We start from the raw sequence: 26,512 nt of genomic DNA on the forward strand, positions 1-26,512 counted from the left end.
CAGTCACCGCAGGTGCCACCGACACTTGCGCCACGGCAATCACGAGAGCCCCGGCGCGGCCCTGTCCCGCGGCGATTCCGCGATGATCGACAACCGGCCGGTGGTATGACCAGGCCTCACCGGGGGTACCGCTCAGGAATGCCGCTGACCCGCAGTCTCGACGATTCGACCGTGGTGATCACCGGCGCCTCCAGCGGGATCGGCACGGCCACCGCGTACGCGCTGGCCCGTCGGGGCGCCGCCGTCGTGCTGGCCGCCCGCAGTGAGCCAGCGCTGCGGCAGGTCGCACAACACTGCCGGCAACTGGGCGGCCGGGCGCTGGCCGTGCCGACCGACGTGACCGATCTGGAGTCGGTGCAGCAGCTGGCCGACCGGGCGGCGGCCGAGTTCGGGCGGATCGACGCGTGGGTGAACAACGCCGCGGTGGGCGTCGTGGGGCTGTTCGACGAGATCCCGGTCGCCGAGTTCCGCCGGGTGGTGGAGGTGAACCTGCTCGGCACGGTGCACGGCATCAAGGCCGCGCTGCCGCACCTCGGCGCGGCCGGCGGAGGGGTGCTGGTCAACAATGCTTCGGTGCTGGCCGAGGTGGCGATGCCGTACCAGTCGGCGTACAACGCCACCAAGCACGGCATCCGAGGGCTGGCCGACACCGTCCGGCAGGAACTGCGGGTCACCGGCCGGGGGCAGATCTCCATCTGCACCGTGCTGCCGGCAACCATGGACACCCCGTTCTTCCGGCACGCGGCGAACCACAGCGGCCGCGAGCTGCTGCCACCACCGCCGGTCTACCCGCCGGAGTTGGTCGCCGAGACCATCGTCCGGCTGCTGCGCCGGCCACGCCGCGAGGCGTACGCCGGCGGCGCCGCCCGGCTGCTCGGCCTGCAGTGGCGGCTGGCACCGGCGCTGGTGGAGCGCACCCTCGGCTGGTACGCCCACCGGACCCAGTTCGGCCCCGGCGCGCGGGTGGACAGCAGCGGCAGCGTGTTCCACGCCGATGCGGAGGGCCGCCGGAACGGCGGCTGGCACGGTCGGCGGCGGCAGTTGGTACGAATGACCGCCGCGTTCGGCCTCGCCGCCGCCGGCACCGCGGTCGGCACGATGGCGGCGATCACCCGCCGGTCCCGGCTGGCCCGCTGATGACGTTCATCGGCCGCCCGGATGCGACCTTCGTCACCCGGGAGCACAATGGGGCGATCATGCCGACCGACGTGCGTTGTCTGGTGGAGATCGACGAGTCGTCCGGGGTGGTCCGGCTGACCGGAGTGCTCGACGCTGCGGGCGCCGACACGGTCCGGGCCGCGCTGCTGGCAGTACTCTGCGACCGACCCGGCCCGGTGGTGGCCGACGTGAGCGGGTTGCGGGTCGCCGACCAGGTCGGGCAGGGGGTCTTCGCCGAGATCCGCCGGGAGGTCGCCGACTGGCCCGCGGCGGACGTGCTGCTCTGCGACCCGTCGGTCTCCGCGTCCGGCGGTGCGGACGCCGCACTGGCCGGCGTCCCGGCCTGGCCCACCCTGGACGGCGCGCTGGCCGCGGCGCCGCTGGCGGCGGTCCTCACCGCCGAGCTGGCCCCGACCGTTGGCGCCGCCCGGCAGGCCCGCGAGCTGGTCACCACCGGCTGCCAGCACTGGGACGTGCGGACGCTGGCCGAACCGGCGAGCATCGCGATCACCGAGATGGTCAACAACGTGGTGGCGCACGCCCGGACTCCGATGACCATCCGGCTGGCTCCCCAGGCCGGCACCCTGCGCGTGGCGGTTCGCGACCACTCCCCCCTCCGCCCCGCGTTCGCCGGGGTGGCACCGCCGACCCGGGCCGGCGGGCGCGGCCTGCTGCTGATCGACATGGTGGCCCGCCGCTGGGGCAGCAGCCCGGTACCGGACGGCAAGGTCGTCTGGTGCGTGCTGCACCCCGAGGACGAAAGCGCCCCCCTCGTCTGACGGGCCGTTCCCGCCCTGATGTCCGGCTCACCGGCACACGGCCGCCGCCCGCCGGTTATGGCGGCAGGGCAGCGGGTAGTGATCAGACATGCGCGACAACGAGTACCCGACCCCCGTATCCGACACCGAGGCGGAGGGGCTGCCCGACACCGCCGACGACGACTCGACCGCCAAGGACGACGTGCTGACCGGGCGCGAGGCGGACGGCCCTGAGCCGGCCCAGCTGCCCGGCGACCGGACCCCGGTGGCGGTGGACCGGTTCGGGACCACCGCCGAGGAACAGCTCGACGGTGAGTCGTTGGACTACAAGCTCCAGCGGGAGAGCTTCGAACGCCCGGTGGACGACCCGCTGGCCGGCCCGGTCGACCCGAAGATCGCTTTCGAGGCGGACAACGAGGCGGCCGCGGCGGAGGCCCAGCTGGACGCCGACGTGATGGACCCCGGTCCGACCTCGGACCCGAAGTCGCCGGTCTCCCTCTACGACCACGGCCGGCTCGGCACGGTGGCCGACGCCACGGTGGGTCGGCTGGTGGAACCGGACGAGGGGGCGCACACCGACCAGGAGACCGACTCCGTGGCGTACGACGCCGGTTCGGCCGGCGGTGGGGCGACCGCCGAGGAGCTGGCCATCCACGAGACGGAGCCGCCGCGCTCGGTCTGACCGGGGTCAGTCGTCCAGGCCACGCTCGATGGCGTACCGGGTCAGCTCGACCCGGTTGTGCAGTTGCAGCTTGCCCAGGGTGTTCTGCACGTGGTTCTGCACCGTGCGGTGCGACAGCCCGAGCCGCTGCGCGATCTGCTTGTAGGACAACCCCTTGGCCACCAGGCGCAGCACCTCCGTCTCCCGGTCGGTGAGGCGCGGCGCCCCGGGTTCCGCGCCGCTGGTCGACCCGGCGTCCGACCCCGGCCCGGCGGCCAGCCGGCGGTACTCGCCGAGGACCAGCCCGGCCAGGCCGGGGGTGAACACCGGATCGCCGGCCGCCGTGCGGCGCACCGCATCGAGGAACTCGGCCGGCGCGGTCGACTTCACCAGGTACCCGGTGGCCCCCGCCTTGACCGCGTCCAGCACGCTCTGCTGCTCGCCGCTGGCGCTGAGCATCAGCACCCGCACGTCGGGCAGCGCCGCACGCAGCCCGACGACCACCTCGACGCCGGAGACATCCGGTAGTTGCAGGTCGAGGACGACCACGTCCGGACGGGCGGCGGGGGCCACCCGGATCGCCTGCCGCCCCTCGCCGCTGGTGGCCACCACCAGGAAACCGGCCTCGGTCAGGTCTCGGGCCACTCCCTCCCGCCACATCGGATGGTCGTCGACCACCATCACCCGCACCGGGGTCACGGTTCCGCCCTCGGCACGGTCAGCTCGATCTCGGTGCCGGCCTCGGGGGCCGACACGATCCGGACGGTTCCGCCCAGGTCCGCCATCCGGCCCCGGATCGACTGGGTCACGCCGAGCCGCCCCTGGGCGGCAGCCTCCGCCAGTCGGCCGTCCGGGATGCCCGGCCCCTCGTCACGGATCGACACGGTCACGGTCGCCCCCTCGTCCTCGATCAGCACCCAGGCCCGCCCGGCGGCGTGCCGTCCCACGTTGTCCAGCGCCGCGCCGGTCGCGGCGGCCAGTTCCCCAGCCACCCGCCTGGGCAGCGGCACCGGGGTGGCCGGCGCGGAGAGCGACACCGCCGGTGAGGCGTACCGGCCGAGCAGCATCCGAAGATCCACCGTGCCGGCCGCGTCCGGGGCGGTGGCGCCGGCCGGGGCGGTGCCGGCGATCAGTGCGCGCAGCGCGGCCTCCTGCTCGCCGGCCAGCCGGGCCAGCTCGCCCGCCTCGCCGGGCAGGTCGGCGCCGCGCCGCTGCACCAGCGCCAGCACCTGGAGAACCGAGTCGTGGATGCCCCGGGCCAGCCGCTCCCGCTCCCGGGTGGCCGCCTCCAGCTCCACCGCGCGTTGCAGCCGTTCCTCGGCGGTCGCCGCGAGCCGGGCCACGTGCCCGACCACCAGCCCGGCGAGCAGCATCAGGATCACCCCGGTGAACGAGGACTGGCCGATCCGCTCCCGGGTGGCCAGGTCCGCGCCGGCGACCAGCAGCGCGGCCACGGTGCCCCGACGCCGGCCGCCGGATACGGCCCAGGCCAGGACCGGGCCCGCCATCCAGGCGACCCCCATGGTGGGCACGCCGGCGGCGAGCGCCGCCCGGCCGACGACCCACGGGGTGGCCAGCACGATGGCCATCACAACCCCGAGGTCGGCCAGCAGCAGCGGCCAGCGCCGCCAGGCCGGGCGGGCGTAGCCGATCGCGGTCGCCACCGTCCAGGCGATCATCACCAGGACCAGGGCCGCGACGGCGAACGGGTGGGCGTACCGGTCGGCGTCGCGCACCGCGAGCACGCAGACGTACGCCAGGGACGCGAACCGGAACACCGCGAGCGCCCGCCACAGCGGCACCTCGAATCCACCCGACGGTGACGGCATGGCGGTCAGGATGCCACAGTCGGAAGCCGGGCGGCCGGCAGCGAGTGCGGTTCGAGAAACCCTGACGTACGGTGGAAAAGCCGCGAAATTCTCCGAGATCCGCCGCCGGGACAGGGCCATGACGAATGCAGATCCGCACGCACCGCGTACGGTTGTGCCCATCGAACCTGCGCTCCTCATCGCCGCGGCCTTCGACCAGGCCCAGGTGACCGAGATCCGGCACTCGGTCACCTCCTGCGCGACCGCCTCCGGGCTGGTCGGCCAGCGGCTGGACGACTTCGTGCTGGCGGTCAACGAGCTGATCACCAACGCCGTGCGGCACGGCGGCGGGCGAGGATGGCTGCGGCTCTGGCAGGAGCCGGGGATGCTGGTCTGCGAGGTTGCCGACCACGGGCACGGAATCAGCGCGCAGCGGCTGGGCGATCGCCGCCGGCCGGCCCCGGACACCGCCGGCGGCTGGGGCCTCTGGCTGGCCCGCGAGCTGACCGACGCCATGGAGGTCATCACCGGCACCGCCGGCACCACCGTCCGCATCACCTCGGTCCTCACCATCCGCGACCACACCTCGCACTGACCCCCGCCCCCTCGGTGGCGGATTCAGGCGAAGAGCGCGGAGACGGATTCGCCGTTGTGGATCCGCCGCATCGCCTCGGCCAGGGCCGGTGCCACCGAGAGGACCTGCAGTTTGGGGACCCGCTTGGCGGTCGGGATGGGCACCGTGTTGGTACAGACGATCTCCAGTACGCCGTCCTGGTCGCTGAGTCGCTGAAGCGCGTCGCCGGAGAAGAGGCCGTGCGTGCAGGCCAGCCGGATCGAGCGGACCTTCAGGCCACGCAGGTGCTCCATCAACTCGACGACCGTGCTGCCCTTGGCGATCTCGTCGTCCAGCACGATGACGTCCTTGTCGGTCACCTCGCCGATCACCGCACTGATCTTGACCAGGTCGTCGCTGAACCGCTGCTTCGCCCCCGCCGCGACCGGCGTGCCGAGCAGCCGGGCGAAGGCGGCGGCCTCCTTGGCGTTACCCAGGTCGGGCGAGACGACCACGGTGTTGCCGAGGTCGTAGCGCCGGAAGTGGGTGGCCAGCTCGCGCAGCGCGTGCAGGTGGTCCACGGGGACGCTGAAGAAGCCGTGCACCTGGGGCGAGTGCAGGGTCATCGCGAGCACCCGGTCGGCCCCGGCCGAGGTGAGCAGGTCGGCGACGAGCCGGGCGCCGATCGAGATCCGCGGCGCGTCCTTCTTGTCCGAGCGGGCGTACGCGTAGTGCGCCAGCACCACCGTGATCCGGCCAGCGGACGCGCCCCGGGCGGCGTCGATCATCAGCAGCAACTCGACCAGGTGCTCCTGCACCGGCGGCACCAGCGGCTGGATCAGGAAGACGTCCCGCTCCCGGCAGTTGGCCTGCAGTTGCACTTCCAGGCAGTCGTTGGCGAACCGGGAGACCCGCACCGGATGCAGCGGCACCCCCAGGTGGGCGCAGATCTCGGCGGCGAGGTCGGGATGGGCGGTTCCACTGAAAACGGCGATGTCACGCACGTTCGCACATCGTAGGCGAAGCGGTCGGCGCCGGACGGCTGCGGGCCGCGACCGACCGTGACGCCGGTCGCACCGCGCGGCGGCTCCGGGTACGGTGCTGCCGTGACCCCCCAGTACGTCGCCGCCATCGATCAGGGCACCACCTCCTCGCGGTGCATCGTCTTCGACCGGGCCGGGGAGATCGTCGCCGTGGCCCAGCGCGAGCACCGGCAGATCTTTCCCCGACCGGGCTGGGTGGAACACGACGCCGAGGAGATCTGGAACAACGTCCAGCAGGTGGTCCAGGAGGCGTTACGGGCGGCCGGCACCGACACGGCCGGGCTGGCCGCGGTCGGCATCACGAACCAGCGGGAGACGACCGTGGTCTGGGACCGGGCCACCGGCCGCCCGGTGGCCAACGCGGTGGTCTGGCAGGACACCCGGACCGGGCCGCTGCTGCGCGAGCTGGCGGCGGCGTACGGCGAGGAGTGGTTCCGGACCCGCGCTGGCCTGCCGCTGGCCACCTACTTCGCCGGGCCGAAGCTGCGCTGGCTGCTCGACGAGGTGGACGGCCTGCGCGAGCGCGCCGAGCGCGGCGAGGTGCTCTTCGGCACCATGGACAGCTGGCTGATCTGGAAACTCACCGGCGAGCACGTCACGGACGTGACCAACGCCAGCCGGACGATGCTGATGGACCTCGCCACCCTGGCCTGGGCCCCGGAGCTGCTGGACGCGATGGGCGTGCCGGCGGCCATGCTGCCGGAGATCCGCAGCTCCGCCGAGGTGTACGGCACCGCCACCGGTGTGTTGGCCGGAGTGCCGGTGGCCAGCGCGCTCGGCGACCAGCAGGCTGCCCTGTTCGGCCAGACCTGTTTCCAGCCGGGCGAGGCGAAGTGCACCTACGGCACCGGTAGCTTCCTGCTGCTCAACACCGGGGCCAGCCCGGTCCCGTCGACGCACGGCCTGCTCACCACGGTCGCCTACCGGATCGACGGCCAGCCGGCGGCGTACGCGCTGGAGGGCGCGATCGCGGTGACCGGGTCGCTGGTGCAGTGGCTCCGGGACAACCTCGGGTTGATCTCGACCGCCGCAGAGGTGGAGGAGCTTGCCCGCACCGTCGACGACAACGGTGGCTGCTACGTGGTGCCGGCGTTCTCCGGGCTCTTCGCGCCGCACTGGCGCAGCGACGCACGCGGTGTGATCGCCGGCCTGACCGGCTACATCACCAAGGGGCACCTGGCGCGGGCGGTGCTGGAGGCGTCGGCGTGGCAGACCCGCGAGGTGGTGGACGCGATGAACGCCGACTCCGACGTGGCGCTGCGCCGGCTCCGGGTGGACGGCGGGATGACCGCGAACCAGCTGCTCATGCAGTTCCTCGCCGACGTGCTCGACGTGCCGGTGGTCCGCTCCCGGATCACCGAGACCACCTGCCTCGGCGCCGCGTACGCGGCCGGTCTCGCGGTCGGCTTCTGGCCGGACCTGACCACCCTGCGCGAGCAGTGGCGCTCGGACGCGCAGTGGGAGCCGGCCATGGCCCCCGAGCTGCGCGATCGGGAGCTGCACAGCTGGCGCAAGGCCGTGCGGCGCACCCTCGACTGGGTGGAGTGAGCCGTGCCGGTGACCAGTCCCTGGCTGGGCGGCCCAGCGAGACCGGTGCTGGGGCGCCTCCCCCGGCTCAGCTCCAGCGGTTGCCGGTGAGCTTCTCGTAGACCTCGACGTAGCGGGCCCGGGTCGCCTCGACCACCTCGGCCGGCATGTCCGGCGCCGGGCCCTGCTTGTCCCAGCCGCTGCCGGTGGCCCAGTCCCGCACGTACTGCTTGTCGTAGGAGAACTGCACCCGCCCCGGCTGGTACGACTCGGCCGGCCAGAACCGGGACGAGTCGGAGGTGAGCAGCTCGTCGGCGAGGACCAGGGTGCCATCCGGCGCCCAGCCCAGCTCGATCTTGGTGTCGGCGACCAGGATGCCCCGGTCGGCGGCCAGTTCCGCCCCGTGCCGGTAGATGTCGATGGTGATCTGCCGCAGCCGCTCGGCGGTGGCCTGGCCCACCTTGTCCACCACGTCGGCGAACGTGATCGGCTCGTCGTGCTCACCCATTGGCGCCTTGCTCGACGGCGTGAAGATCGGCTCGGGCAGGATCGACGCCTCGCCGAGCCCCCGGGGCAGCGGCACGCCGGAGACCGCGCCGGTGCGCTCGTACTCCCGCAGGCCGCCGCCGGTGAGGTAGCCGCGGGCGACGCACTCGACCGGGACCATGTCCAGCCGCTGGCAGCGGATCGCACGCCCGGCGAACTCGGCCGGCACGTCGGTGGCCGAGATGACGTGATTCGGCACCAGGTCGCCGAGCTGCTCGAACCACCACAGTGAGAGCGCGGTGAGCAGGCGACCCTTGTCCGGAATCGGCGTCGGCAGCGCGACGTCGTAGATCGAGATGCGGTCCGAGGCGACCAGGATCAGGTCGTCGCCGTCGGCGTAGACGTCCCGGACCTTGCCCGAGTGCAGAAGTTCCACGCGCCCTAGTACACCACGCGGCACCGGGGGGCCCGCTTCGACCACCCGCTCCGCCGTCGAGGGCAGGGTGCCCGGACGGACGTTGACACCTTCCCGCGCCGCCTGCGTGAATGGTCCGACCGCCGCCGCCCGCAGGTGCCAGGAGACCCCGTGCCCGCTGTTCGACCCTCGATCGACCGCCTCGGTGCCGACCCCGGCCGGCGCCGAGTGCTGGGCGCGCTGCTCGGTGCTCCCCTGCTGGCCGCCGGCGGGCTGGCCGGATGCAGCGACGGCCCCGCCGCATCGACCGACGAGGGGCCGGTCGAGCTGTCGGTCTTCTGGTGGGGCGGGACCAAGCGGGCCGAGCTGACCGAGAAGGTGCTGCGGCTCTACTCGGAGCGCAACCCCCGGGTCACCTTCCGCGTCACCTGGCAGGGCGCCGACGGCTACTACGACCGGCTGGCCACCCAGGCGGCCGGCGGCAACGTGCCGGACCTGATCCAGCTCGACGACGCCGTGCTGACCGAGTACGCCCAACGCCAGATCGTCCTCGACCTCAGCGAGCGGGTCGCCGACCACCGGTTGGACCTGCGCGGCCTGCCGGAGAGCCTGATCCGCTACGGCACCGTGGACGGGCGGACGATGGCGGTGGCCGGTGGGCAGACCCTCGCGGCGGTGGTCTTCAACCGGGACCTGCTGCGGGAGCTGCGGGTGCCGGAGCCACGCGGCGGGATGTCCTGGGCGGACTACATCGCCTGGGCGGAGCAGGTCACCGAGGCCAGCGACGGCCGGGTGGCCGGCACCATGGACCCGTCCGGCGACTACCGCGCGCTCTGGCTCTGGCTGCGCGCGCAGGGCGGCGAGTTCTACCGGGGGCGCCAGCTCGGCTTCGGCGCGGAGGAGCTGATCGGCTGGTTCGAGCTGTGGCAGCGCGCCCGGGGCGGGCGGGCCACGCCGGGCGCGGCACTGGTCGAGCAGGCCGACAGCGGGGAGCCTGCCCGGCAACTGGTGGTCAGCGGGTTGACCGCCGCGTCCTTCGCCTGGTCCCATCAGCTACCGGAGTTGCAGCGGCTTACCGAGGCAGAGCTGGGTGTGGTCGGCTTTCCGGGCCCGTCGGGTGCGCAGTGGGCGCGGGCGTCGATGTACTGGGCGGGATTCCGCGGCACCCGCCATCCGGACACCGTCGTCGACGTCATCAACTTTCTGACCACGAACGGCGAGGCGGGCACCGTCCTCGGCCACGAGCGGGGCCTCAACGCCAGCATCCCCGTCCGCCGCTACGCCGAGGGCAGCATCACCGACCCGGCTCAGCAACGGGCCGCCGCGTTCAGCGCCAGCATCGCCGAACAGCTCGGGCCCGCGCCGGCGCCACCACCGAAGGGGCACGCCAAGGTGCGTACCCTGCTCGTCGCCGCCGCGGAGAGCATCCGCTCCGGGCGCGCCGGCACCCGCGCGGCCACCTCCCGTTTCATCGCCCAGGCCAACGCGGCCCTGGCGGCGTGACCACCGTCGCCGCGGCAGCGCCCTGGTCAGCGCGGCGGGCCGCCCCGGCGGTTGCGCATCAGCCGCAGCACCAGGAAGACGATGACCGCCACCACCACCAGGCAGCAGAGCAGGCCGAGGAAACCGAAGCCGCCGCCGCCACGCCGCCGCCGGGCGGCCTCCACCACCAGTTCGCCGGTGCCCGTGGACGCCCAGGCCGCGACGGGCACGAACACCGCCAGCACGACCGCACCAAGGACCGCGCTGAGCCGGCCCCACCACTTGCCGAATGAAGACATGTCCTCATCCTCGCCGAAGGGCGCAACCTCGGCACGTTGGTCCACGCCGAATCATGGAACCGAGATCAGGCGGACGTCGGCCGGCGGACGGCAGGGAATCAGAAAGCCCGGCCCCATGATCTGGGAGCCGGGCTTCGACGTGCACTTTCAGTTGTAGCGGGGACAGGATTTGAACCTGCGACCTCTGGGTTATGAGCCCAGCGAGCTACCGAGCTGCTCCACCCCGCGTCGACTGGTTAACCCTAACCCATCCGCCCGGGCGATGATCGGCGGGGTCGTCATCCCCTCGCGCGCAGGTGGGTGTCGGGGTCTCCGGTGCCGGCCCGCGAGGCGCGCCACCCAGCGCGCACGGGGCGCACGTCGCCATGACCACCAGCCCCGCTGCCGGCACGTGCCCCACAACGTCGACAGCCCGCCTCCGGCGAACCGGAAACGGGCTGTCGATCTGGTGTGTCTCTCGTAGCGGGGACAGGATTTGAACCTGCGACCTCTGGGTTATGAGCCCAGCGAGCTACCGAGCTGCTCCACCCCGCGTCGGCTCGATAACCGTAGCGCACCGACCGGGGGCACCGCAAAGCGACCCACATCCCGCCACCGACTCGCCCGCCGGGGCCGCCGTCAGTCGAGCCAGTCCTCGATCGCCGCCACCGCCCGCCGGGTGTCGGCGTCGACCTGGCCGCGTTCGGCGGAGGTGCCCTCCCAGCCCTGTTCCCAGAGCACCGTCACCACGTCGTTGATCCGGACCGCCCGGACCAACCGGACCTCCTCACCGGACGGTTTGCCGTTGACGTCCAGGAACGGGGCTCGCATCTCGAACAGCACCGACTCGTCCCCGTACCTCCCCGGGTCCAGCAGCCGCTGCCGCCAGGTCCTCTCGCCGTCGTCCGGCAGCTCCTGCCTGGGGCAGTCGCGGACGGCCTGCCGCAGCTCCCGCAGGGCGTCGTCGGCGCGGCCCGTGCGGTAGATGGTGATGGTGTGCCGGTAGCTGCCGTCCGGCACGTACCCCTTCGGGGTTTCCGGCCGCTTGTAGGCCAGGTACCGGCCGCGGCGCTGCACCACGGCGGACTCGCTGGGATAGCGGGCCGCGCAGAGCACCGGCAGCGCCGGCCCCTCGATCCGCGATTCCTGGCCGGTCTGGTTCGAGGCCGCCAGGACGAAGAAGGCGCGGTCCGGGATCGAGGTTGGCGGCCGGGGAGTCGCCGCGCCCGTCGTGGGTGCCGGCGGCGTACCGCTCGGCGTGCTGCGCGATGGCGGTGGAGACGGTGGCGACGGAGAAAGGGACGGGGGTGGAGTCGACCCGGTCGGCACCGGGCCGGGGGTGTCGGCGGGCGGTGGCAGCGGTGTGGCCCCGTCCGCCGACAACGCCAGCCGGCCACCGACGGCCACCCCGCCGAGCAGCACCGCCACCGCGAGCGCGGTGCCGGCGACCCGGACGTGGGCCCGCCGGTCGGCGCGCCGCCGAACCAGCTCGGGGTGGGCGAGCTCCTGGTCGTCGGCAGCGGCGCTGAGCGACCGGTAGAGGTCGGAGAGTTCAGCTGACATCGTTCGCCTCCAGCTTCACGGTGGAGAGGTCGGGCAGCAGCGCGGCCAGCCGGGACCGGCCGCGGGACAGCCAGGACTTCACGGTGCCGACCGGCACGTCGGTCTCCCGGGCGATCTCCTCGACCGACATGTCGAAGAGATAGTGCAGGGCCAGCGCCTGCCGCTGGGCGGCCGGCAGCTGGCGGAGGGCGCGAACCAACAGGACGCCGTCCTCGCTCGGCGCCGGGGCGTCCGGCGGCGGTCCGGTGCGGCTCAGCGCCGCCCGCCAGCGCTGCAGGCGCCGCCAGCGGTCCGTGGCGAGCCGGGCCACCACCAGCCGCAGCCACGCCTCCGGCGCCGGATGCGCCGACAACCGTCCCCACTGACGCCAGGCCCGGGCGAACGCCTCCTGCACCAGATCCTGCGCCTCGGTGTGGTCGCCCGTGACTGCGTAGCCGTACCGCAACAGCCGCCGGGCGGTGCCGCGATACAACTCGTCGAAACTCTGTGCGTCCCTCATCGGTGGATTCCCCTCGTCCGCACCCCGTTGCAGAGAGGACGGCGGACCGGTGCCGCAGGTTGCGGGCCAGCCGATCGCAGTGTGTCGGGGAGGCGACAGACGGACACGGCGGAGCCCCCGACGTCAGGACCAGGTGCGGTCCGACGACGAGGGCTCCGAGAGGTATTCCCCGAGAGCGTCGGGTCAGCCGCCCGCGGTAGCGGTCGGGCTTGCGGTCGGCGCCGGCGCGCTGCCGCTGGGCGACGGGCTGCCGCTGGGCGCAGTGGGCGGGTTGGCCGTCTGCTGAGCCTGCTGGAAGGCGGTGAGCGCCTCGTCCAGCGCCTTGAGCGCACGGCCGTACCGCTCGAAGTCGCCGGAGGTCTGGGCGGCCCGGACCTCGGTGATGGCGGTCTGCACCCGGTCCGCCGCGGCGGCCAGCTCGCCGGTCAGCGGCGGGGTGCCGTCGCCGGTGGTCGGCGGCGGCGGGTTGCCCCCGGTGTTCGGGGGTGGCGGTGCACCCTGCCCGGCCTTCTTGCCCTGCTCGACCAGTTGCTTGATGCCGTCGTTGATGTTGTCGGCGAGCGCCACGAAGGACCCGCCGTCGCCGTACGAGAGCAGCACCTTCTGCAGCAGCGGGTACGCGTCCTGCTGGTTGCTCTTCACATAGACCGGCTCGACGTAGAGCATGCCGTCGGCGAACGGCAACGAGAGCAGGTTGCCGTACTGCACCTGCGCCTGGTTGCTGGAGAGCAGGTTGAGCTGCTGGCGGATGTTGGCGTTGTTGGTCATCTGCTGGTGCACCTGCACCGGACCGGAGATCCGGGTCTGGTCCGGCAGCTCCAGCACCTCCAGCCGGGGCTTCCCTTCGACGTACGACCCGGAGATCAGCGCGGCGAGGTTCTGCCGGCCGTTCGGGGTGACCGCGGAGGTGAGCTGGAACCGCGGGCTCTCCTGCCCCGGGAACTGGGTGAACAGGTAGTACGGGGGCTGCTTCTGGCCGCTGTCCGGCGCGTCCGGCACGTTGGGCACCTGCCAGAAGTCCTGTGCCGAGTAGAAGTCGCCCGGGTTGGTCACGTGGAACTTGGTGAGCAAGTTGCGCTGCACCTTGAACATGTCCGCCGGGTAGCGCAGGTGCTCGGTCAGCTCGACCGGGATGTCCTTCTTCGGCAGCACCAGGTCACCGCCGAACGCCTTGTTCCACGCCTTGAGCACCGGGTCGGTGTCGTCGTACTCGTAGAGCTTCACGGTGCCGTCGTACGCGTCGACGGTGGCCTTCACCGAGTTGCGCATGTAGTTGACGTTCTCCCGGGCCAGCTGGAAGGTGCCCCGGTTGGTCAGCTCGTCGGTGGTCTCGGTCTGGAGGTTGACCCGCTCCGCGTACGGGTAGGTCGCCGCCGTGGTGTAGCCGTCGACGATCCACTGCACCCGACCGTCGACCACCGCCGGGTACGGGTCGCCGTCCAGGGTGAGGAACGGCGCGACCTTCTCCACCCGGTCCCGCGGGTTGCGCACGTAGAGCAGCTTGGAGTCCTTGTTGACCGCCTCGGAGAGCAGGAAGTTCGACTCCTGCTCTTTGATGGCGTACAGCAGCCGCCGGGTGAACGAGCCGATCTCGACGCCGCCCTCACCGGTGTAGGTGTAGGACTCGCCGCCACCGTCACCGACCGGCCGGTCGAACTCGGCCTTCTTGTCCGGGTCGGCCTGGCCGACGATCGCGTAGTCGTCGGGGGCCATCCGCTCGCCGTAGTAGATACGCGGCTGCTTGGCCGGGATCTGCTCGGTCTGCGAGGAGCAGGCCTCCTGGGTCTTCTCGCCGAGGAAGCCGGAGACGAAGAACGGCTGCCCGCCGCAGACCACCTGGTTCGCCGGGGCGGCCACCAGCCCGTACCCGTGGGTGTAGACGGTGTGCCGGTTGATCCAGGTGTTCTGCTGGTCGGTCAGCTCGCCGTAGTTGATCTCCCGTACGCCGACCACGTAGTCGGAGACCTTGCCGTTCACCCCGTACCGGTCGATGTCCAGCTTGGGGCCGAAGTCGTAGAAACCGCGCACCTGCTGGAGCTGGGTGTAGGTCTCGCTGACCAGCTGCGGGTCGAGCAGCCGCACGTTCGACACCACCGAGGTGTCGGTGGCCAGGTTGGCCGGCGGGGTGAGGTTGCTCGCCGCGTACGGGGTCGTCTCGGTGGCCGCCAACCCGAAAGCCGCCCGGGTCGCGTCGATGCTGCGCTGGATGTACGGCGCCTCCTTGTCCTTGGCGCTCGGCTTGACCTCGAAGGTCTGCACCGCCCAGGGGTAGATGCCGCCGATGGCCACCGCGGACACGCCGAGCAGGGCGAGCGAGATGCCCGGCCAGACCAGGTTCCGCATCCACGCGTTGGAGAACACGATGATCGCGATCGCCACGACGATCGAGATGTAGGCCAGGATCTCCTTCGCCGGCAGCAGCGCGTTGACGTCGGCGTAGCCGGCGCCGTACAGCTTGGCGCCCTCGTTGTACTCCAGCAGCATCGCCCGCCGGTCCAGCACGTACGCGACCGACTTGAGCAGCACGAAGACCGCGACGAGGCTGCTCAGGTGGGCGCGGGCCGCGTTGCTCATCCGGTCCCCGACGCCCTGGAGGCGGACCCCGCCGAAGAGGTAGTGCACCGCCAGCGCGCCGATCACGGCCAGCACCACCGCGGTGAACGCGACCCCGAGCAGGTAGCGCCAGAACGGCAGCTGGAAGACGTAGAAGCCGATGTCGACCCCGAACTCCGGGTCCTTGATTCCGAAGTCGCCGCCGTTACGGAAGAGCAGCCACTGGTTCCACCGGCTCTGCGCGGAGAGGCCGGCGAAGAGCCCGACCACGGCGGCGGTCAGCGCGATCCAGGTGCCGAGGCGCGGGCTGAGCGCCATCCGGTAGCGCTCCAGGGTCGCCTGCTCGACCGAGTGCGGACGCATCCGCGGGCGCAGCCGGTGGGCCAGCCACAGGTTGCCGCCGACGATGACGGCCATGCCGAGGCCGACGGCGACGAAGAGCAGCAGCCGGGTGACCAGTACGCCGGTGAAGACCTCGGTGTAGCGGACCTCGTCGAACCAGAGCCAGTCCGTCCACGCCTGGACACCCCAGCCGAGCAGGGTGAAGAGCACGAACACCCCGACCAGGACCGCGATGGTGACGCGTCCGCGCCGGCTCATCCTCGGTAGGGGGCTGCTGCTACGCATGACCACTGTTGGCTCCGCACGCTCGAATGTGATCGGCTCCGACCAGGCACCCAGAGTACGGGGTGTTCCTGAACGCGGCGGGGCACGGTCACGCGCGTCAGCAGCGGGTCGGTTGTCCCCCCGCCCGCAGCGTCTCCAGCGCGGTCAGCCCCTCGTCCAACGAGCCCACCCGCAGCAGCGGCAGATCGGGCTGCGGGTTGCGGACCGCCTCGGCGCAGTTGTCCGCCGGCACGAGGAAGACCTTGGCCCCGGCACGCTTCGCACCGACCAGTTTCTGGGCGATCCCGCCGATCGGGCCGACGTTGCCCTCGTCGTCGATGGTGCCGGTGCCGGCGATGACCTGCCCGCCGGTGAGATCGGCCGGCGTCAGCTTGTCCACGATGCCCAGGGCGAACATCAGGCCGGCACTCGGTCCGCCGATGTCCTCCAGGTCGATGCCGAGCGTGAACGGGTGCGGCTGCTGCTGGTCGATCTCGACGCCGATCCGTGGCCGGCCGTCCTGCTCCTGACTGGTCACCGTCGCGGTGGCCGGCGCGCCGTCGCGGGTGTAGCCGATGGTCAGGGCCGTGCCGGCCGGCTTGGCCCGGACCAGCTCGGTGACCTTCGAGGCCACCGGCACCGGCTGACCGTCGACCGAGGTGACCACGTCACCGACCTTGAGCACCCCGGCGGACGGGCCGTCCGCGGCCACCGTCTTGATCACCACCTGCACCGGGAAGCCGAGTTCGCGAAGCGCGGCGGTCTCGGCGCTGGTCTGCGACACCTTGAAGTCCTCGGCGTTGCGCTGCTCGACCTGCTCCGTCGACTCCCCCGGCGGGTACACCAGCTCGCGGGGCACCACCGCCTCGTCGTCGGAGAACCAACCGGCGATCGCCCCTCGCAGCCGCACCGTGGGCTGCACGCCCACCGTGGTCAGCCGGAGCTGGCCGGCGGAGGTGGACGTCTGCCGCCCGGAGACCTGGATGACCTCCTTGCCGTCGGCGGTGCCGAGGGTGTTGACGGTCGGGCCCGGGCCGAGCACCACGTACGGGATCGGCACCCGGAGCACCCCGATGCTCAGCAGGGCGGTGAACAGGGCACCGAGCAGGACCGTCAGGCCACGACGTCTCATGCGGCAGAGCGTACCGACCGCTCGGGGCCCGGCTGCCGGATGCGCCACGCGACTTCGCCCTCAGCGCAACGCCAGCAGCGGCGACCTGGGGCGCGGCGCGCGTACCGTAGACGTCGTGCCTGATATTCCGTTCGGTTTCGCGCTACCGGGTGGGCAACCACCAGACCCCAACGATCCCGCGCAGATGCAGCAGTTCATGTCGCAGTTGCAGCACCTGCTCTCCGCGCCGGGCAGCGGGCCGGTCAACTGGGACCTGGCCCGGCAGGTCGCGGCCAGCCAACTGGCGGCCGCCGGCGACCCGGCGGTGTCGCCCTACGAGCGCAACGCGGTGGAAGAGGCGCTGCGCCTGGCCGACCTGTGGCTGGAGCCCGCCTCGGCATGGCCGACCGGCATCCAGTCCCCGGTGGCCTGGAACCGCAATGAGTGGATCTTCAAGACGCTGGACGTGTGGCGCAAGCTCTGCGACCCGGTGGCCAGCCGGATGGTCGGCGCGATGGGCGACCTGGTGCCGCCGGAGGCGCGCGCCCAGCTCGGCCCGATGCAGTCGATGGTGGCCACCCTCGGTGGCGCGCTCTTCGGCGGGCAGTTGGGCCAGGCCCTCGGCTCCCTCGCCGCGGAGGTGCTGTCCGCCGGCGACATCGGGCTGCCGCTCGGCCCGGCCGGCACGGCCGCGCTGATCCCGGCCAACATCCGGGCGTACGGCGAGGGCCTGGAGCTGCCCGAGGACGAGGTACGCCTCTACGTGGCGCTGCGCGAGGCCGCCCACCAGCGGCTGTTCCAGCACGTCCCGTGGCTGCGCGGGCACGTGCTCAGCGCCGTGGAGATGTACGCCTCGGGCATCCGGGTCAACCGGGAGGCGATCGAGGAGGCGATGGGCCGGGTCGACCCAACCGACCCGGAGTCGATGCAGGCGATCGCCCTGGAGGGCATCTTCACGCCGGAGGACAGCCCGGCGCAGAAGGCCTCGCTGGCCCGACTGGAGACCGCGCTGGCCCTGGTCGAGGGCTGGGTGTGCCACGTGGTGGACAGCGCCGCCAGCGACCGGCTGCCCAACGTCGTCCGGTTGGGTGAGGCATTCCGCCGCCGCCGGGCCGCCGGCGGTCCCGCCGAGCAGACCTTCGCCGCGCTGGTCGGCCTGGAGCTGCGCCCGCGCCGGCTGCGCGAGGCGGCAGCGCTCTGGGCCGCGCTCACCGAGCACCGCGGCATCGCCGGCCGGGACGCCGTCTGGGGTCACCCCGACCTGCTCCCGTCGGACGACGACTTCGCCGACCCGGTCGCGTTCGCCATGAACGACATGGACCTGAGCGAGCTGGACAACTTCGACTTCACCGCGCCCGGTGGAGTGGAGGAGAAGGCCCCGGGCCAGCCCGACGACACCGACGGCGACACCGACGGCGACGCCAAGCCCTGACGACGAAGCCTGGGTACCCGCTGATTCGTGGCGGGTACCCGGTCGGAGTCCACCGCGGACCACCCCTGGCCGGCGGCCGGGGTAGGCAGGCAGGCCCGCGGGTCAGGCAGGCCGGCGGTCGGGTCAGGCAGGCCGGCCCGAGCCCGAGAGCAGAGCGCGGGTGGCCTCCCAGCCTTCGAAGGCCGGGTCCAGGGTGGCCAGGTCGGCCGGTCCGCGCAGCCGCCGCCACCCGGCCGTGACGGCAACGTCCCCTGGCCGGGGGGCACCGGCCCGCGCGTCGGCCGGCGTGGCCGTGTCCAGGTCCAGCGAAGGTAGCCAGTCCGGCACGGGCAGCCGCGCGGCGACGCCGAGCAGGCCCGGCCCGCCGCCCTCCACCGGGGCGACCGCGACCGGCCGGGTGGTGAGCGGACGGAGCAGCTTGCCCACGGTCAGCGCGGGCAGGTCCGGCACGTCGCTGGCGAGCACGGCTGCCTGGTCGTAGCCCTCGATCGCCGCGAAAACCGCGGTCGGTGTCGGCTCGGGCACCTCGTACACGACCGTGCCGGGCCAGACCAGCGCGTCCGCCAGAGCACGGTCGGCCGGGGTCACCGCGACGGCGACGTCCACCTCGTTGAGGGTGGCGATCAGGTCGACGACGTCCTCGGCGAGCGCCGCCCGCCAGGTCGCCCGGTCGACGCCGGGCGGCGCCCAGTGGACCGGCCCGAGCAACGCCACCACCAGCCGCCGTGCCATGTCCCCGACCCTACGCCTGCCCCAGCGCGGCCCGCCGCACCCTGGCCGTCCCCCAGCCAGGCGCCTCACCCCGGCCGACCTAACGTGATCGACTCCGTTTCGGCGACCTGGGGGTGTCCTCCAGCAGTGGACAGCGCAACATCGGGGAAGTGGAGTCGATCCAGGGGCCGGCTCTGTGGCGAGCCGGGGGCCGACGGGTCAGGTGGCGACCGGGGCGCAGGAGGCGGCGGCTACGCCCTCGAGGTAGCCGCGGGCCCGTTCCGCCTTGGGGTAGCGGCCGACCAGCGCCCAGAACCGGGCGTTGTGGCTGGGCACGATGAGGTGGGCCAGCTCGTGCAGCAGCACGTAGTCGATCACCCACTCGGGCATGTCCTGCACGCGGTGCGAGATCCGGATGCTGCGATCGGCGGGCGTACAGGAGCCCCACCGGCCGTTCTGGTTGGTGACCCACCGGACGCTGGCCGGCACCGCCTTGGCGCCGTACCCGGCGAGGTAGAGGTCGATCAGCCGGGTGGCCCGGGCCAGCAACTCCGCGTCCGAGCGGGCGAGCCGGCCCTCCCGGGCGGCGAGCCGGGCGAGCATCCGGTCGACCCACTCGCTCTCCTCGGCCCGGGAGAACTGGTCCGGGATGAGGACGACGACCCGCTCACCGTCACGGTACGCAGACACCGTGCGTCGTCGGCGCTGGCTGCGCCGCACCTCGACGACCGGCTTGCGCGTCCCCGCCATCACTGGCCCGCGCAGCCTCGGCTACGTGTCACGAAGGAAAGCTAATGCGTACTGACCAGGGGTCCGCAAGGGTCAACCACGCGACACGCGCCCAGAAAATGGTGATTGGTCGCTGGGCGTCCCGAAAATTTCTTGGCCGGGTCGCCGCTGCGCCATCTCGTCACCCTTGGTGAACGCCGATGGCGGCCCTGTCCGGGCCCCCTCCACCGTAGGTGATCACCGTGCTCGGCGCCGCCGCGGGGGCACCCGCACGGGTGGCTGAGAGGGTTTGGCCGGCGTGTCCCCGCCAAACTGACTTATCCGACCTATTTCGCCATGCACACTCTCGACGTCGACTAGCTCACAGTGTCGATGCACAGCTGACATGGAACTGCCCAGACCTGGGTAGGGTCCGCGGACCAGCGGTCACGATGGTGGCCGCGGAGTGAGACCCAGCGCCGGCGCCCCCTGTGGCCCGCCGCCGGGCACCCCCGCCGGGACGGCATTGACCGGCGGACGAGACGAGGAGGGCACCGTGGCCGACCAGGCCCAGACGACCTACAACGGTTACTGCGTGAAGTGCAAGGAGAAGCGGGACTTCGAGGGGCACATTGAGGTCTCGAAGACCGGAATGAACATGGCCAAGGGCAAGTGTCCGGTTTGCGGGACAACAGTGAACCGCATCCTCGGCAAGGCCAAGGTCTGACGCGTACGGGTAATCGGGGGCGGGGTGGCCGGCAGCCACCCCGCCCCCGTTGCCGTTCCGGGGTTGCCGACGGGTGGCCGACACCATCACCGGCGGGCTGTGGATAACCCGGCGAATCCTGTGGACAGCGCTAGACAGCGGCCCGGCCACCTGTGGACAACGATCGACCGAGCGCAGGGAAGCGGTCACGATTCGTCATCATGAGTCGTACCGCACTGCCGCGCCCGACCCTGCTGCCCGGCCTCAGCCGGCTCTGGCGGGACCGGCACACCCTCCAGCTCGGCGTCGGCCCCGGGCCCGCCGTGCTGCTGGAGCTGGCCAACCCGCGCGCCGCCCACCTGCTCGACCTGCTGGACGGCACCCGCAGCGAGCGCGCCGTGCTGGCCCACGCGGTCACCGCCCGGGTCACCGCCGACGAGGCACGTGACCTGCTCGACGCCCTGCGCACGGCATGCCTGCTGGTGCCCGCGCACAACCTGCTCCCCCGCGAGCTGACCGGGCCGGTCCGGGCCCGGCTCGCCGCGGAGGCCGACGCGCTGGCCCTGGCCGCGGCCCGACTGCCCGGCACCCCCGCACAGTGCCTGCGCCGGCGGCGGGCCGCCCGGGTGCTGCTCACCGGGGCCGGAGCGCTCGGCGCACCGCTGGCGGTGGCCCTGGCGCAGTCCGGCGTCGGGCAGGTGATTCCGCACCTCACCGGCCCGGTACGCCCCATCGACCTGGTCGGCACCGGCATCCCGGCCGCCGAGCTGGGCCACCCGCTGGCCCCGGCGGTACGGGCCGCGCTCGACCGCGTCGCGCCGGGCACCGGCACCCACCCGGGTCGGACCGCCCCGGTCGACCTGGTGATCCAGCTCGGCACCGACCGTCCTCCGGCGCTGCTCGCCGCCGGTCTCGCCCAACGCCGCCAGCCGCACCTGCTGATCACCCTGCGCGAGGGCGTACCGGTGATCGGGCCGCTGGTCCGCCCACCCGCCGGGCCCTGTCTGCACTGCGTGGAGCTGCACCGGGCCGACCGCGACCCGGACTGGCCGCGGCTCGCGGCCCAACTCGAGGCTTCCGAGCCGGCCGCCGCCGGCGCGACCGGCACACTGCTCGCGGCCACCGGGTACGCGCTGGCCGAGGCGCTGGCGCAGCTCGACGGCGGCAGCCCGGAGACGCTCGGCGGTGCCACGGAGATCACCGGCGCGGGCCGGTTTCGCCGCCGGGGCTGGCCACGCCACCCGGCGTGCGGGTGCTCGCCGAGCCGAGTGTGGGCACCAGCCCGGCGGCAGAGCAGCAGCGGGGCCCTCCGGTCGGTAACAATGACCGAGTGACCGACATCCCGCGCCGGGCCGTGTCCCGGACCGCCAAACTCGCCGCTCTGCCGCTCGGCTTCGCCGGTCGGACCGTCCTCGGCATGGGTAAGCGCGTCACCGGGCTCGCCTCCGACGTGATCTCCGCGGAGATCCAGCAGCGCACCGCCGAGCAGCTTTTCAGCGTGCTGGGCCAGCTCAAGGGCGGCGCGATGAAGTTCGGCCAGGCACTGTCGGTCTTCGAGGCGGCGTTGCCCGAGGAGATCGCCGCGCCCTACCGCCAGGCGCTGACCAAGCTCCAGGAGGCCGCTCCGCCGCTGCCGGTCGCCAGCGTGCACAAGGTGCTGACCGAGCAGCTCGGGCCGGACTGGCGGGACCGGTTCGTCGAGTTCAACGACACCCCGGCCGCCGCGGCCAGCATCGGCCAGGTGCACCGGGCGCGGTGGCGCGAGCCGGGGTACGGCCCGTCGGGCGAGCCGAACAGCCGCGACGTGGCCGTCAAGATCCAGTATCCGGGCGCCGGCGACGCGCTGCTCTCAGACCTCAAGCAGCTCTCCCGGCTGGGCGGGATGTTCCGGGCGATCCAGCCCGGTCTGGACGTCAAGCCGCTCCTGGTCGAGCTGCGCGAACGGATCACCGAGGAGCTGGACTACGAGCTGGAGGGCGAGTCGCAGCGCACCTTCGCCGCCGCGTACGCGGACGACCCGGAGATCTACATCCCGGCGGTGGTCTCAGCGTCGCCCCGGGTGCTGGTCACCGAGTGGGTGACGGGCACCCCGCTGGCCGACATCATCCGGGAGGGCACCGAGGAGCAGCGGGACGAGGCCGGGCGGTTGATGGCCGTCCTGCACCTCTCCGCACCGCAGCGGGCGGGGCTGCTGCACGCCGATCCGCACCCGGGCAACTTCCGGATCCTGCCCGACGGCCGGCTCGGGGTGATCGACTTCGGTGCGGTGGCCCGGATGCCGGAGGGCACGCCGGAGCCGATCGGTCGCATCGCCACGCTGGCCCTGCGGAACGACGCCGACGGGGTGGTGGCGGGGCTGCGGTCCGAGGGGTTCATCAGCCCCACGGAGGAGATCGACGCCGCAGGGGTGCTCGACTTCATCCGTCCGATGCTGGCGCCCATCGCTGCCGACGAGTTCCGCTTCACCCGGGCCTGGCTGCGGGCCGAGGCGGCCCGACTGGCCAGCCCCCGCTCCCCCACCTACCAGCTCAGCCGGCAGCTCAACCTGCCGCCGTCGTACCTGCTCATCCATCGGGTGACGCTCGGGTCGATCGGGGTGCTCTGCCAGTTGGAGGCGAAGGCGCCGTACCGGGGCATCCTGGAGCGCTGGCTGCCCGGCTTCGCGCCGGTCGCCTGAGCACCGCCGGCCATCAGCGCCGGCTGTCAACAAGGTGCCCTTCCTTCGGACGGCGAAAGGGGCGGGTGCCGGTGGCACCCGCCCCTTTCAGTGTGGGTGGTACTAGAGAACGCCCAGGTCGCGGGCCGACTGGTTGCGGCTGGTCATGGCGACGGTACGGGCGGATCGGGTTGCCTCAGTGCTCGTGGTGGTACGACCGGCCTGAGGCCGGCGCATTCGAGCCCGGGACAACGCTTCGTGGAGTAGTTGCATCTCGAAGGCTCCAGTCGGTACGTGCAGCATGGTCTTCTCACTCGCTGCCGGTGTGACACCGGCGTAGTTGGTACGGATCGGGAACATGTCAGGCCGCCAGTCGGACCGCGCCACGCACCTCGGACAGCCCACTGGCCGCCAGGCGCGCCTCGGCCTCGACCCGGAGCGCGGCGTCACGGGCAACGTCCTCCTTGCGCGGACGGCCACGGGGCCGCTTGCGCGGGACAACCGCGCCACGCTCGAAGATCTCGCCGCCCCAGACGCCCCACGGCTCCGCTCGCTCCACCGCCCCGGCCAGGCACTCGACGCGCAGCGGGCAGTCCCCGCAGAGCGACTTGGCCAGCTCGAGCTCGGCAGGCGAGTCGGAGAACCACAGGTCGGGGTCGAACTTCCGGCAGGGCAGGTTCGCCTCCATCTCGACGCTTACGTCGAGGGGGGCCAACGCCAGACTCATCGCCCGGTCACCTCTCTCTCACTTCGATCTCGTGGATCGCATTCCGACGTACTTCGGCGGGGCAAAAAACTGAGGCCGCGGATCCCGGTAAGCGGGTTCCGCGGCCTCGAGGTGAGCCGGTGTCTGATGGTCAGACCGGTCTACCTCGAGGTGGAACGCCGCGGACATCCGTGCGCTTCTTGGCGCCCTGAATGCCCATGCCCGTGAAGCCACTGGTCCCCTCGACTCCGGTGGGTGCGACAGTCAGGTTCAGCTCGGCCTGAACCTGGTGCACCTGCGGAACCGACGGTCGTGCGGCCGCGAGGGCCACCCGGACAGCCGACAGCGGAGCGTGGACAGCTGGCATCGCCGCCAGACGCTCATAGGTGAAGATCTCCACGGGTGCCACCTCCCTCACGTTCCTCGAATCGACCGGACCAACCCCGTGAGCAGCCGGAATGGCGCCGCTCGCGTGGTGTGTTCTGAGGTTATTCCTCGCGCCGGGGCGAGGGCAAACGAATTTACGACGAGATTTCGAAAGTTTTCTCCGGGCAGACGTCGTCCACCCCCGCGCCCCCGACGAGCGCCAGCACCGACTCCCCATAGAGGCCCAGCTTGCGGGGGCCGATGCCGGCGATGGCGATCAATTCCTCCGGCCGGCCGGGCCGCCGCTCGGCCAGCGCGATCAGCGTGGCGTCGGTGAAGACCACGTACGCGGGGACCTTCTGCGCCCCGGCCACCCGCTGCCGCCACTCGCGCAGCCGTTCGTGCAGCTCATCGTCGATGTCGGACGGACAGGTGGGGCAACGGCCCAGCTTGCGGTCCGGGCCGGCGAGCAGGGTGGCGCCGCAGATCCGGCAGGAGACGATCTGGGCCCGGCGCCGCTCGGGGCGCCGGACCGGACCGGCGCCACCGGTGGCCCGCTCGGTCCCGCCGGAGCGGTCCAGTTGGGGCAGGAACCGCGACGGCCGCCGGGCCCGTCCGCCCGGCGAGCGCGCGGCGGCGTACGACAGCCAGAGCCACTGCCGGGCCCGGGTGATGCCGACGTAGAGCAGGCGGCGCTCCTCCTCGACCTGCTCGACGGTCTTCGCGTACGTGGTGGGCAGGGTGCCCTCGGCGAGGCCGACCAGGAAGACCGCGTCCCACTCCAGCCCCTTGGCCGAGTGCAGCGAGGCCAGCGTCACCCCGTCCACCGTCGGCACGTGCTGCTGGGCGGCCCGACGGGCCAGCTCCTCGGTGAAGTCGGCCAGGGTGACCGGGCGCTCGACCGCCGCCGCCTCGCCGATCGGCACCACCTCGGGGGTGGCCGCGTGCTCCTCGGCGAGCTGGACCAGCGCGGCCAGCGCCTCCCACCGCTCACGGGCCGCGCCGCCGGCCGGGGGCGCGTCCGGGGCCCAACCGACCGCGGTGAGCGCCTCGACGACGGCGGTCGGCAGCGGGGTCTCCCCGGGGATCGACCGGGTGGCGGCGCGCAGCGCGACCATCGCCTGGCGCACCTCGGCCCGCTCGAAGAACCGCTCCGCGCCCTGCACCACGTACGGCACCGCGGCCTCGGTGAGTGCCTTCTCGTACGCCTCGGACTGCGCGTTGATCCGGAACAGGACGGCGATCTCCTTGGCCGGTGTGCCCGCGTCGATCAGAGACCGGCAGCGGGCGGCCACCGCGTTCGCCTCGGCCGGCTCGTCGGTGAAGATCCGCAGGTCCGGCTCGGGGCCGGGCGGCCGCTGTCCGCTCAACTCCAGCCGCAGCCGCGCCTCGGTGCCGCGGGCCTGGGAGATCACCGCGTTGGCCAACCCGACGACCTGCGGGGTGGACCGGTAGTCACGAACCAGCCGGATCACGGTGGCGCCCCGGTGCCTGCGCGGGAAGTCGACCAGGTACGCCGAGGTAGCCCCGGTGAACGAGTAGATCGTCTGGCTGGCGTCGCCGACCACGGTCAGGTCGTTCCGGCCGCCCAGCCAGGCGTCCAGCAACCGTTGCTGGAGCGGGTTGACGTCCTGGTACTCGTCCACCACGAAGTGCCGGTACTGGCCGCGGACCTGCTCGCCGACGTCCGGGTGCTCCTCGATGCCCCACACCGCGGCGCGCAGCATGTCCTCGAAGTCGATCACGCCGTTCGAGCGCTTGAGCTGCTCGTACGCGGTGAACACCTCGGCCACCTTCGTCGGCTCGTGCGGCGTGTCGCGCAGCGCGCGGGCCGCCGAGACCACGTACTCCCCCGGCTCGACCAGCGACGACTTGGCCCACTCGATCTCGCCGGCCAGGTCCCGCGCGGCGGCCCGGTCGGTCCGCAGGCCAACCCGGGCCGCGGCGAGGGTGACCAGCCGCACCTTGCTGTCCAGCAGCTCGGGCATGGCCCGGCCGGCCAGCAGCCGGGGGGCGAAGTAGCGCACCTGGCGCAGTGCGGCGGCGTGGAAAGTGCGCGCCTGCACGCCACCCACCCCGAGGACGGTGAGTCGACTCCGCATCTCGGCGGCGGCCCGGGCGGTGAAGGTGACCGCGAGCACGTGCCGGGGGGAGATCTCGCCCGAGAGCGCCCGGTGGGCGATCCGGGAGGTGATCGCGCGGGTCTTGCCGGTACCGGCGCCGGCCAGGATGCAGACCGGGCCGGCGGGTGCGGTCACCGCGGAGCGCTGCTCCGGGTCCAGCCCGGCGAGCACGCGTTCCGACTCTGAGTGAACCACCACAACCAGGAATCATCTCAGCCGTCCCGGACGTTGCAGCGAACAGCCTCGGCTTGATCCGCAAGCCGGCGGCGGATGAGTTGGAGGGCCCGACCATGCTGACGATGTATTCCACCCCCTGGTGCGGCTACTGCCACCGGCTGAAGTCGCAGCTAGACCGGGAGGGCATCGGGTACGAGGTGGTCGACATCGAGCAGGACCCGAAGGCCGCTGAGTTCGTCATGAGCGTCAACGGCGGCAACCAGACGGTGCCGACGCTGCGCTTCGCCGACGGCAGCGCCCTGACCAATCCCTCGATCACCCAGGTCAAGCAGCACCTGACGAGCCTCACCGCCTGACCGACCGGGTCATTCTCGACGAGCGGCCGCCCCCCCTTTCGGGGCGGCCGTTCGTCGTGTCCAGTATCCG

25 protein-coding genes and 2 tRNA genes are annotated in these 26,512 nt (G+C 72.6%); 11 read left to right on the forward strand and 16 right to left on the reverse strand.

Features of this window, described 5'->3' with window-relative positions; all coding sequences use genetic code 11:
* The first annotated feature begins 138 nt into the window (after positions 1 to 138).
* The 3 genes from BUS84_RS18565 (at position 139) to BUS84_RS18575 (ending at position 2,598) form a co-directional block, all read left to right on the forward strand.
* Entirely contained in the window at positions 139 to 1,137 is a 999-nt protein-coding gene (locus BUS84_RS18565) for an SDR family oxidoreductase (RefSeq protein WP_074314231.1), read from the forward strand.
* Positions 1,137 to 1,937 carry an ATP-binding protein gene (locus tag BUS84_RS18570; protein WP_074314233.1) on the forward strand — a complete coding sequence of 267 codons (801 nt, stop codon included), beginning with the start codon at positions 1,137 to 1,139 and terminating at the stop codon, positions 1,935 to 1,937. Before BUS84_RS18565 ends, BUS84_RS18570 begins: the two co-directional genes overlap by 1 nt.
* A gap of 88 nt (positions 1,938 to 2,025) precedes the next feature.
* On the forward strand, positions 2,026 to 2,598 hold the full coding sequence (locus BUS84_RS18575) for a DUF5709 domain-containing protein (RefSeq protein ID WP_074314235.1): 573 nt from the start codon (positions 2,026 to 2,028) through the stop codon (positions 2,596 to 2,598).
* 6 nt (positions 2,599 to 2,604) lie between these two features.
* On the opposite strand, the gene BUS84_RS18580 is transcribed toward BUS84_RS18575, so the two are convergent.
* Both BUS84_RS18580 and macS read right to left on the reverse strand, forming a co-directional pair.
* Positions 2,605 to 3,258, reverse strand: a complete 654-nt coding sequence (locus BUS84_RS18580) for a response regulator (RefSeq protein WP_074318917.1) — start codon at positions 3,256 to 3,258, stop codon at positions 2,605 to 2,607.
* Between the two features lie 14 nt (positions 3,259 to 3,272).
* Positions 3,273 to 4,406 carry a MacS family sensor histidine kinase gene (gene macS / locus BUS84_RS18585; protein ID WP_074314237.1) on the reverse strand — a complete coding sequence of 378 codons (1,134 nt, stop codon included), beginning with the start codon at positions 4,404 to 4,406 and terminating at the stop codon, positions 3,273 to 3,275.
* A 118-nt stretch (positions 4,407 to 4,524) separates the two neighbouring features.
* Here macS and BUS84_RS18590 point away from each other — a divergent pair, with 118 nt between their 5' ends.
* On the forward strand, positions 4,525 to 4,980 hold the full coding sequence (locus BUS84_RS18590) for an ATP-binding protein (RefSeq protein ID WP_074314239.1): 456 nt from the start codon (positions 4,525 to 4,527) through the stop codon (positions 4,978 to 4,980).
* 23 nt (positions 4,981 to 5,003) lie between these two features.
* On the opposite strand, the gene BUS84_RS18595 is transcribed toward BUS84_RS18590, so the two are convergent.
* Positions 5,004 to 5,942: a ribose-phosphate diphosphokinase gene (locus BUS84_RS18595; RefSeq protein WP_074314241.1), complete on the reverse strand. Its 939-nt coding sequence runs from the start codon at positions 5,940 to 5,942 to the stop codon at positions 5,004 to 5,006.
* 102 nt (positions 5,943 to 6,044) lie between these two features.
* On the opposite strand from BUS84_RS18595, the gene glpK reads away from it, so the two are divergent.
* Positions 6,045 to 7,529 carry a glycerol kinase GlpK gene (gene glpK, locus BUS84_RS18600; RefSeq protein ID WP_074318918.1) on the forward strand — a complete coding sequence of 495 codons (1,485 nt, stop codon included), beginning with the start codon at positions 6,045 to 6,047 and terminating at the stop codon, positions 7,527 to 7,529.
* A 67-nt stretch (positions 7,530 to 7,596) separates the two neighbouring features.
* On the opposite strand, the gene BUS84_RS18605 is transcribed toward glpK, so the two are convergent.
* Positions 7,597 to 8,430 carry a phosphoribosylaminoimidazolesuccinocarboxamide synthase gene (locus BUS84_RS18605; protein ID WP_074314243.1) on the reverse strand — a complete coding sequence of 278 codons (834 nt, stop codon included), beginning with the start codon at positions 8,428 to 8,430 and terminating at the stop codon, positions 7,597 to 7,599.
* A gap of 150 nt (positions 8,431 to 8,580) precedes the next feature.
* Here BUS84_RS18605 and BUS84_RS18610 point away from each other — a divergent pair, with 150 nt between their 5' ends.
* Entirely contained in the window at positions 8,581 to 9,912 is a 1,332-nt protein-coding gene (locus tag BUS84_RS18610; RefSeq protein ID WP_084757520.1) for an ABC transporter substrate-binding protein, read from the forward strand.
* A gap of 26 nt (positions 9,913 to 9,938) precedes the next feature.
* Here the strand turns inward: BUS84_RS18610 and BUS84_RS18615 are convergent, their stop codons facing one another.
* The 7 genes from BUS84_RS18615 to BUS84_RS18645 form a co-directional block, all read right to left on the reverse strand.
* Positions 9,939 to 10,190, reverse strand: coding sequence for a hypothetical protein (locus BUS84_RS18615; protein WP_074318920.1), 252 nt, complete (start codon positions 10,188 to 10,190; stop codon positions 9,939 to 9,941).
* A gap of 154 nt (positions 10,191 to 10,344) precedes the next feature.
* Positions 10,345 to 10,418 (reverse strand) — tRNA-Met (locus BUS84_RS18620).
* Between the two features lie 232 nt (positions 10,419 to 10,650).
* A tRNA-Met gene (locus tag BUS84_RS18625) sits at positions 10,651 to 10,724 on the reverse strand.
* Between the two features lie 84 nt (positions 10,725 to 10,808).
* Complete coding sequence (locus tag BUS84_RS18630; RefSeq protein ID WP_074314245.1) at positions 10,809 to 11,732, reverse strand: hypothetical protein; 924 nt, start codon at positions 11,730 to 11,732, stop codon at positions 10,809 to 10,811.
* Entirely contained in the window at positions 11,722 to 12,231 is a 510-nt protein-coding gene (locus BUS84_RS18635) for an RNA polymerase sigma factor (RefSeq protein WP_074314246.1), read from the reverse strand. The genes BUS84_RS18630 and BUS84_RS18635 overlap by 11 nt, the downstream gene beginning before the upstream one ends.
* A gap of 183 nt (positions 12,232 to 12,414) precedes the next feature.
* Positions 12,415 to 15,411 (reverse strand): UPF0182 family membrane protein, encoded by a 2,997-nt coding sequence (locus BUS84_RS18640; protein WP_074318921.1) that lies wholly within the window; start codon positions 15,409 to 15,411, stop codon positions 12,415 to 12,417.
* A gap of 97 nt (positions 15,412 to 15,508) precedes the next feature.
* Positions 15,509 to 16,522 (reverse strand): YlbL family protein, encoded by a 1,014-nt coding sequence (locus BUS84_RS18645; protein WP_208869693.1) that lies wholly within the window; start codon positions 16,520 to 16,522, stop codon positions 15,509 to 15,511.
* A gap of 184 nt (positions 16,523 to 16,706) precedes the next feature.
* On the opposite strand from BUS84_RS18645, the gene BUS84_RS18650 reads away from it, so the two are divergent.
* Complete coding sequence (locus BUS84_RS18650) at positions 16,707 to 17,933, forward strand: zinc-dependent metalloprotease (RefSeq protein ID WP_074314248.1); 1,227 nt, start codon at positions 16,707 to 16,709, stop codon at positions 17,931 to 17,933.
* A 123-nt stretch (positions 17,934 to 18,056) separates the two neighbouring features.
* Here the strand turns inward: BUS84_RS18650 and BUS84_RS18655 are convergent, their stop codons facing one another.
* Positions 18,057 to 18,665, reverse strand: a complete 609-nt coding sequence (locus BUS84_RS18655; RefSeq protein ID WP_074314250.1) for a hypothetical protein — start codon at positions 18,663 to 18,665, stop codon at positions 18,057 to 18,059.
* Between the two features lie 198 nt (positions 18,666 to 18,863).
* Positions 18,864 to 19,394: a M48 metallopeptidase family protein gene (locus BUS84_RS18660; RefSeq protein ID WP_074314252.1), complete on the reverse strand. Its 531-nt coding sequence runs from the start codon at positions 19,392 to 19,394 to the stop codon at positions 18,864 to 18,866.
* Between the two features lie 514 nt (positions 19,395 to 19,908).
* Between BUS84_RS18660 and BUS84_RS38290 the strand changes: the two genes are divergently transcribed.
* The 3 genes from BUS84_RS38290 to BUS84_RS18675 all read left to right on the forward strand — a co-directional run bounded on the left by BUS84_RS38290 (position 19,909) and on the right by BUS84_RS18675 (position 22,735).
* Positions 19,909 to 20,079: a DUF5679 domain-containing protein gene (locus BUS84_RS38290; protein ID WP_208869694.1), complete on the forward strand. Its 171-nt coding sequence runs from the start codon at positions 19,909 to 19,911 to the stop codon at positions 20,077 to 20,079.
* Positions 20,080 to 20,279: 200 nt separating this feature from the next.
* On the forward strand, positions 20,280 to 21,392 hold the full coding sequence (locus tag BUS84_RS18670) for a hypothetical protein (protein WP_074314256.1): 1,113 nt from the start codon (positions 20,280 to 20,282) through the stop codon (positions 21,390 to 21,392).
* The gene (locus BUS84_RS18675) at positions 21,389 to 22,735 is read left to right on the forward strand and encodes an ABC1 kinase family protein (protein WP_074314258.1); all 1,347 of its coding nucleotides are present in this window, start codon (positions 21,389 to 21,391) and stop codon (positions 22,733 to 22,735) included. The genes BUS84_RS18670 and BUS84_RS18675 overlap by 4 nt, the downstream gene beginning before the upstream one ends.
* Before the next feature lie 340 nt (positions 22,736 to 23,075).
* Here BUS84_RS18675 and BUS84_RS18685 read toward each other — a convergent pair whose 3' ends face one another.
* From BUS84_RS18685 to BUS84_RS18695, 3 genes are all read right to left on the reverse strand, one after another.
* The gene (locus tag BUS84_RS18685) at positions 23,076 to 23,441 is read right to left on the reverse strand and encodes a WhiB family transcriptional regulator (protein WP_074314263.1); all 366 of its coding nucleotides are present in this window, start codon (positions 23,439 to 23,441) and stop codon (positions 23,076 to 23,078) included.
* 130 nt (positions 23,442 to 23,571) lie between these two features.
* Positions 23,572 to 23,820: a hypothetical protein gene (locus BUS84_RS18690; RefSeq protein WP_074318923.1), complete on the reverse strand. Its 249-nt coding sequence runs from the start codon at positions 23,818 to 23,820 to the stop codon at positions 23,572 to 23,574.
* Positions 23,821 to 23,941: 121 nt separating this feature from the next.
* Positions 23,942 to 26,107 (reverse strand): ATP-dependent DNA helicase UvrD2, encoded by a 2,166-nt coding sequence (locus BUS84_RS18695; RefSeq protein ID WP_074314265.1) that lies wholly within the window; start codon positions 26,105 to 26,107, stop codon positions 23,942 to 23,944.
* A 92-nt stretch (positions 26,108 to 26,199) separates the two neighbouring features.
* On the opposite strand from BUS84_RS18695, the gene BUS84_RS18700 reads away from it, so the two are divergent.
* Positions 26,200 to 26,442 carry a mycoredoxin gene (locus tag BUS84_RS18700; RefSeq protein WP_074318924.1) on the forward strand — a complete coding sequence of 81 codons (243 nt, stop codon included), beginning with the start codon at positions 26,200 to 26,202 and terminating at the stop codon, positions 26,440 to 26,442.
* Positions 26,443 to 26,512: the final 70 nt, after the last annotated feature.

Origin of the sequence: Micromonospora cremea, assembly GCF_900143515.1 — a bacterium.
In the GTDB taxonomy this organism is placed as follows: domain Bacteria; phylum Actinomycetota; class Actinomycetes; order Mycobacteriales; family Micromonosporaceae; genus Micromonospora; species Micromonospora cremea.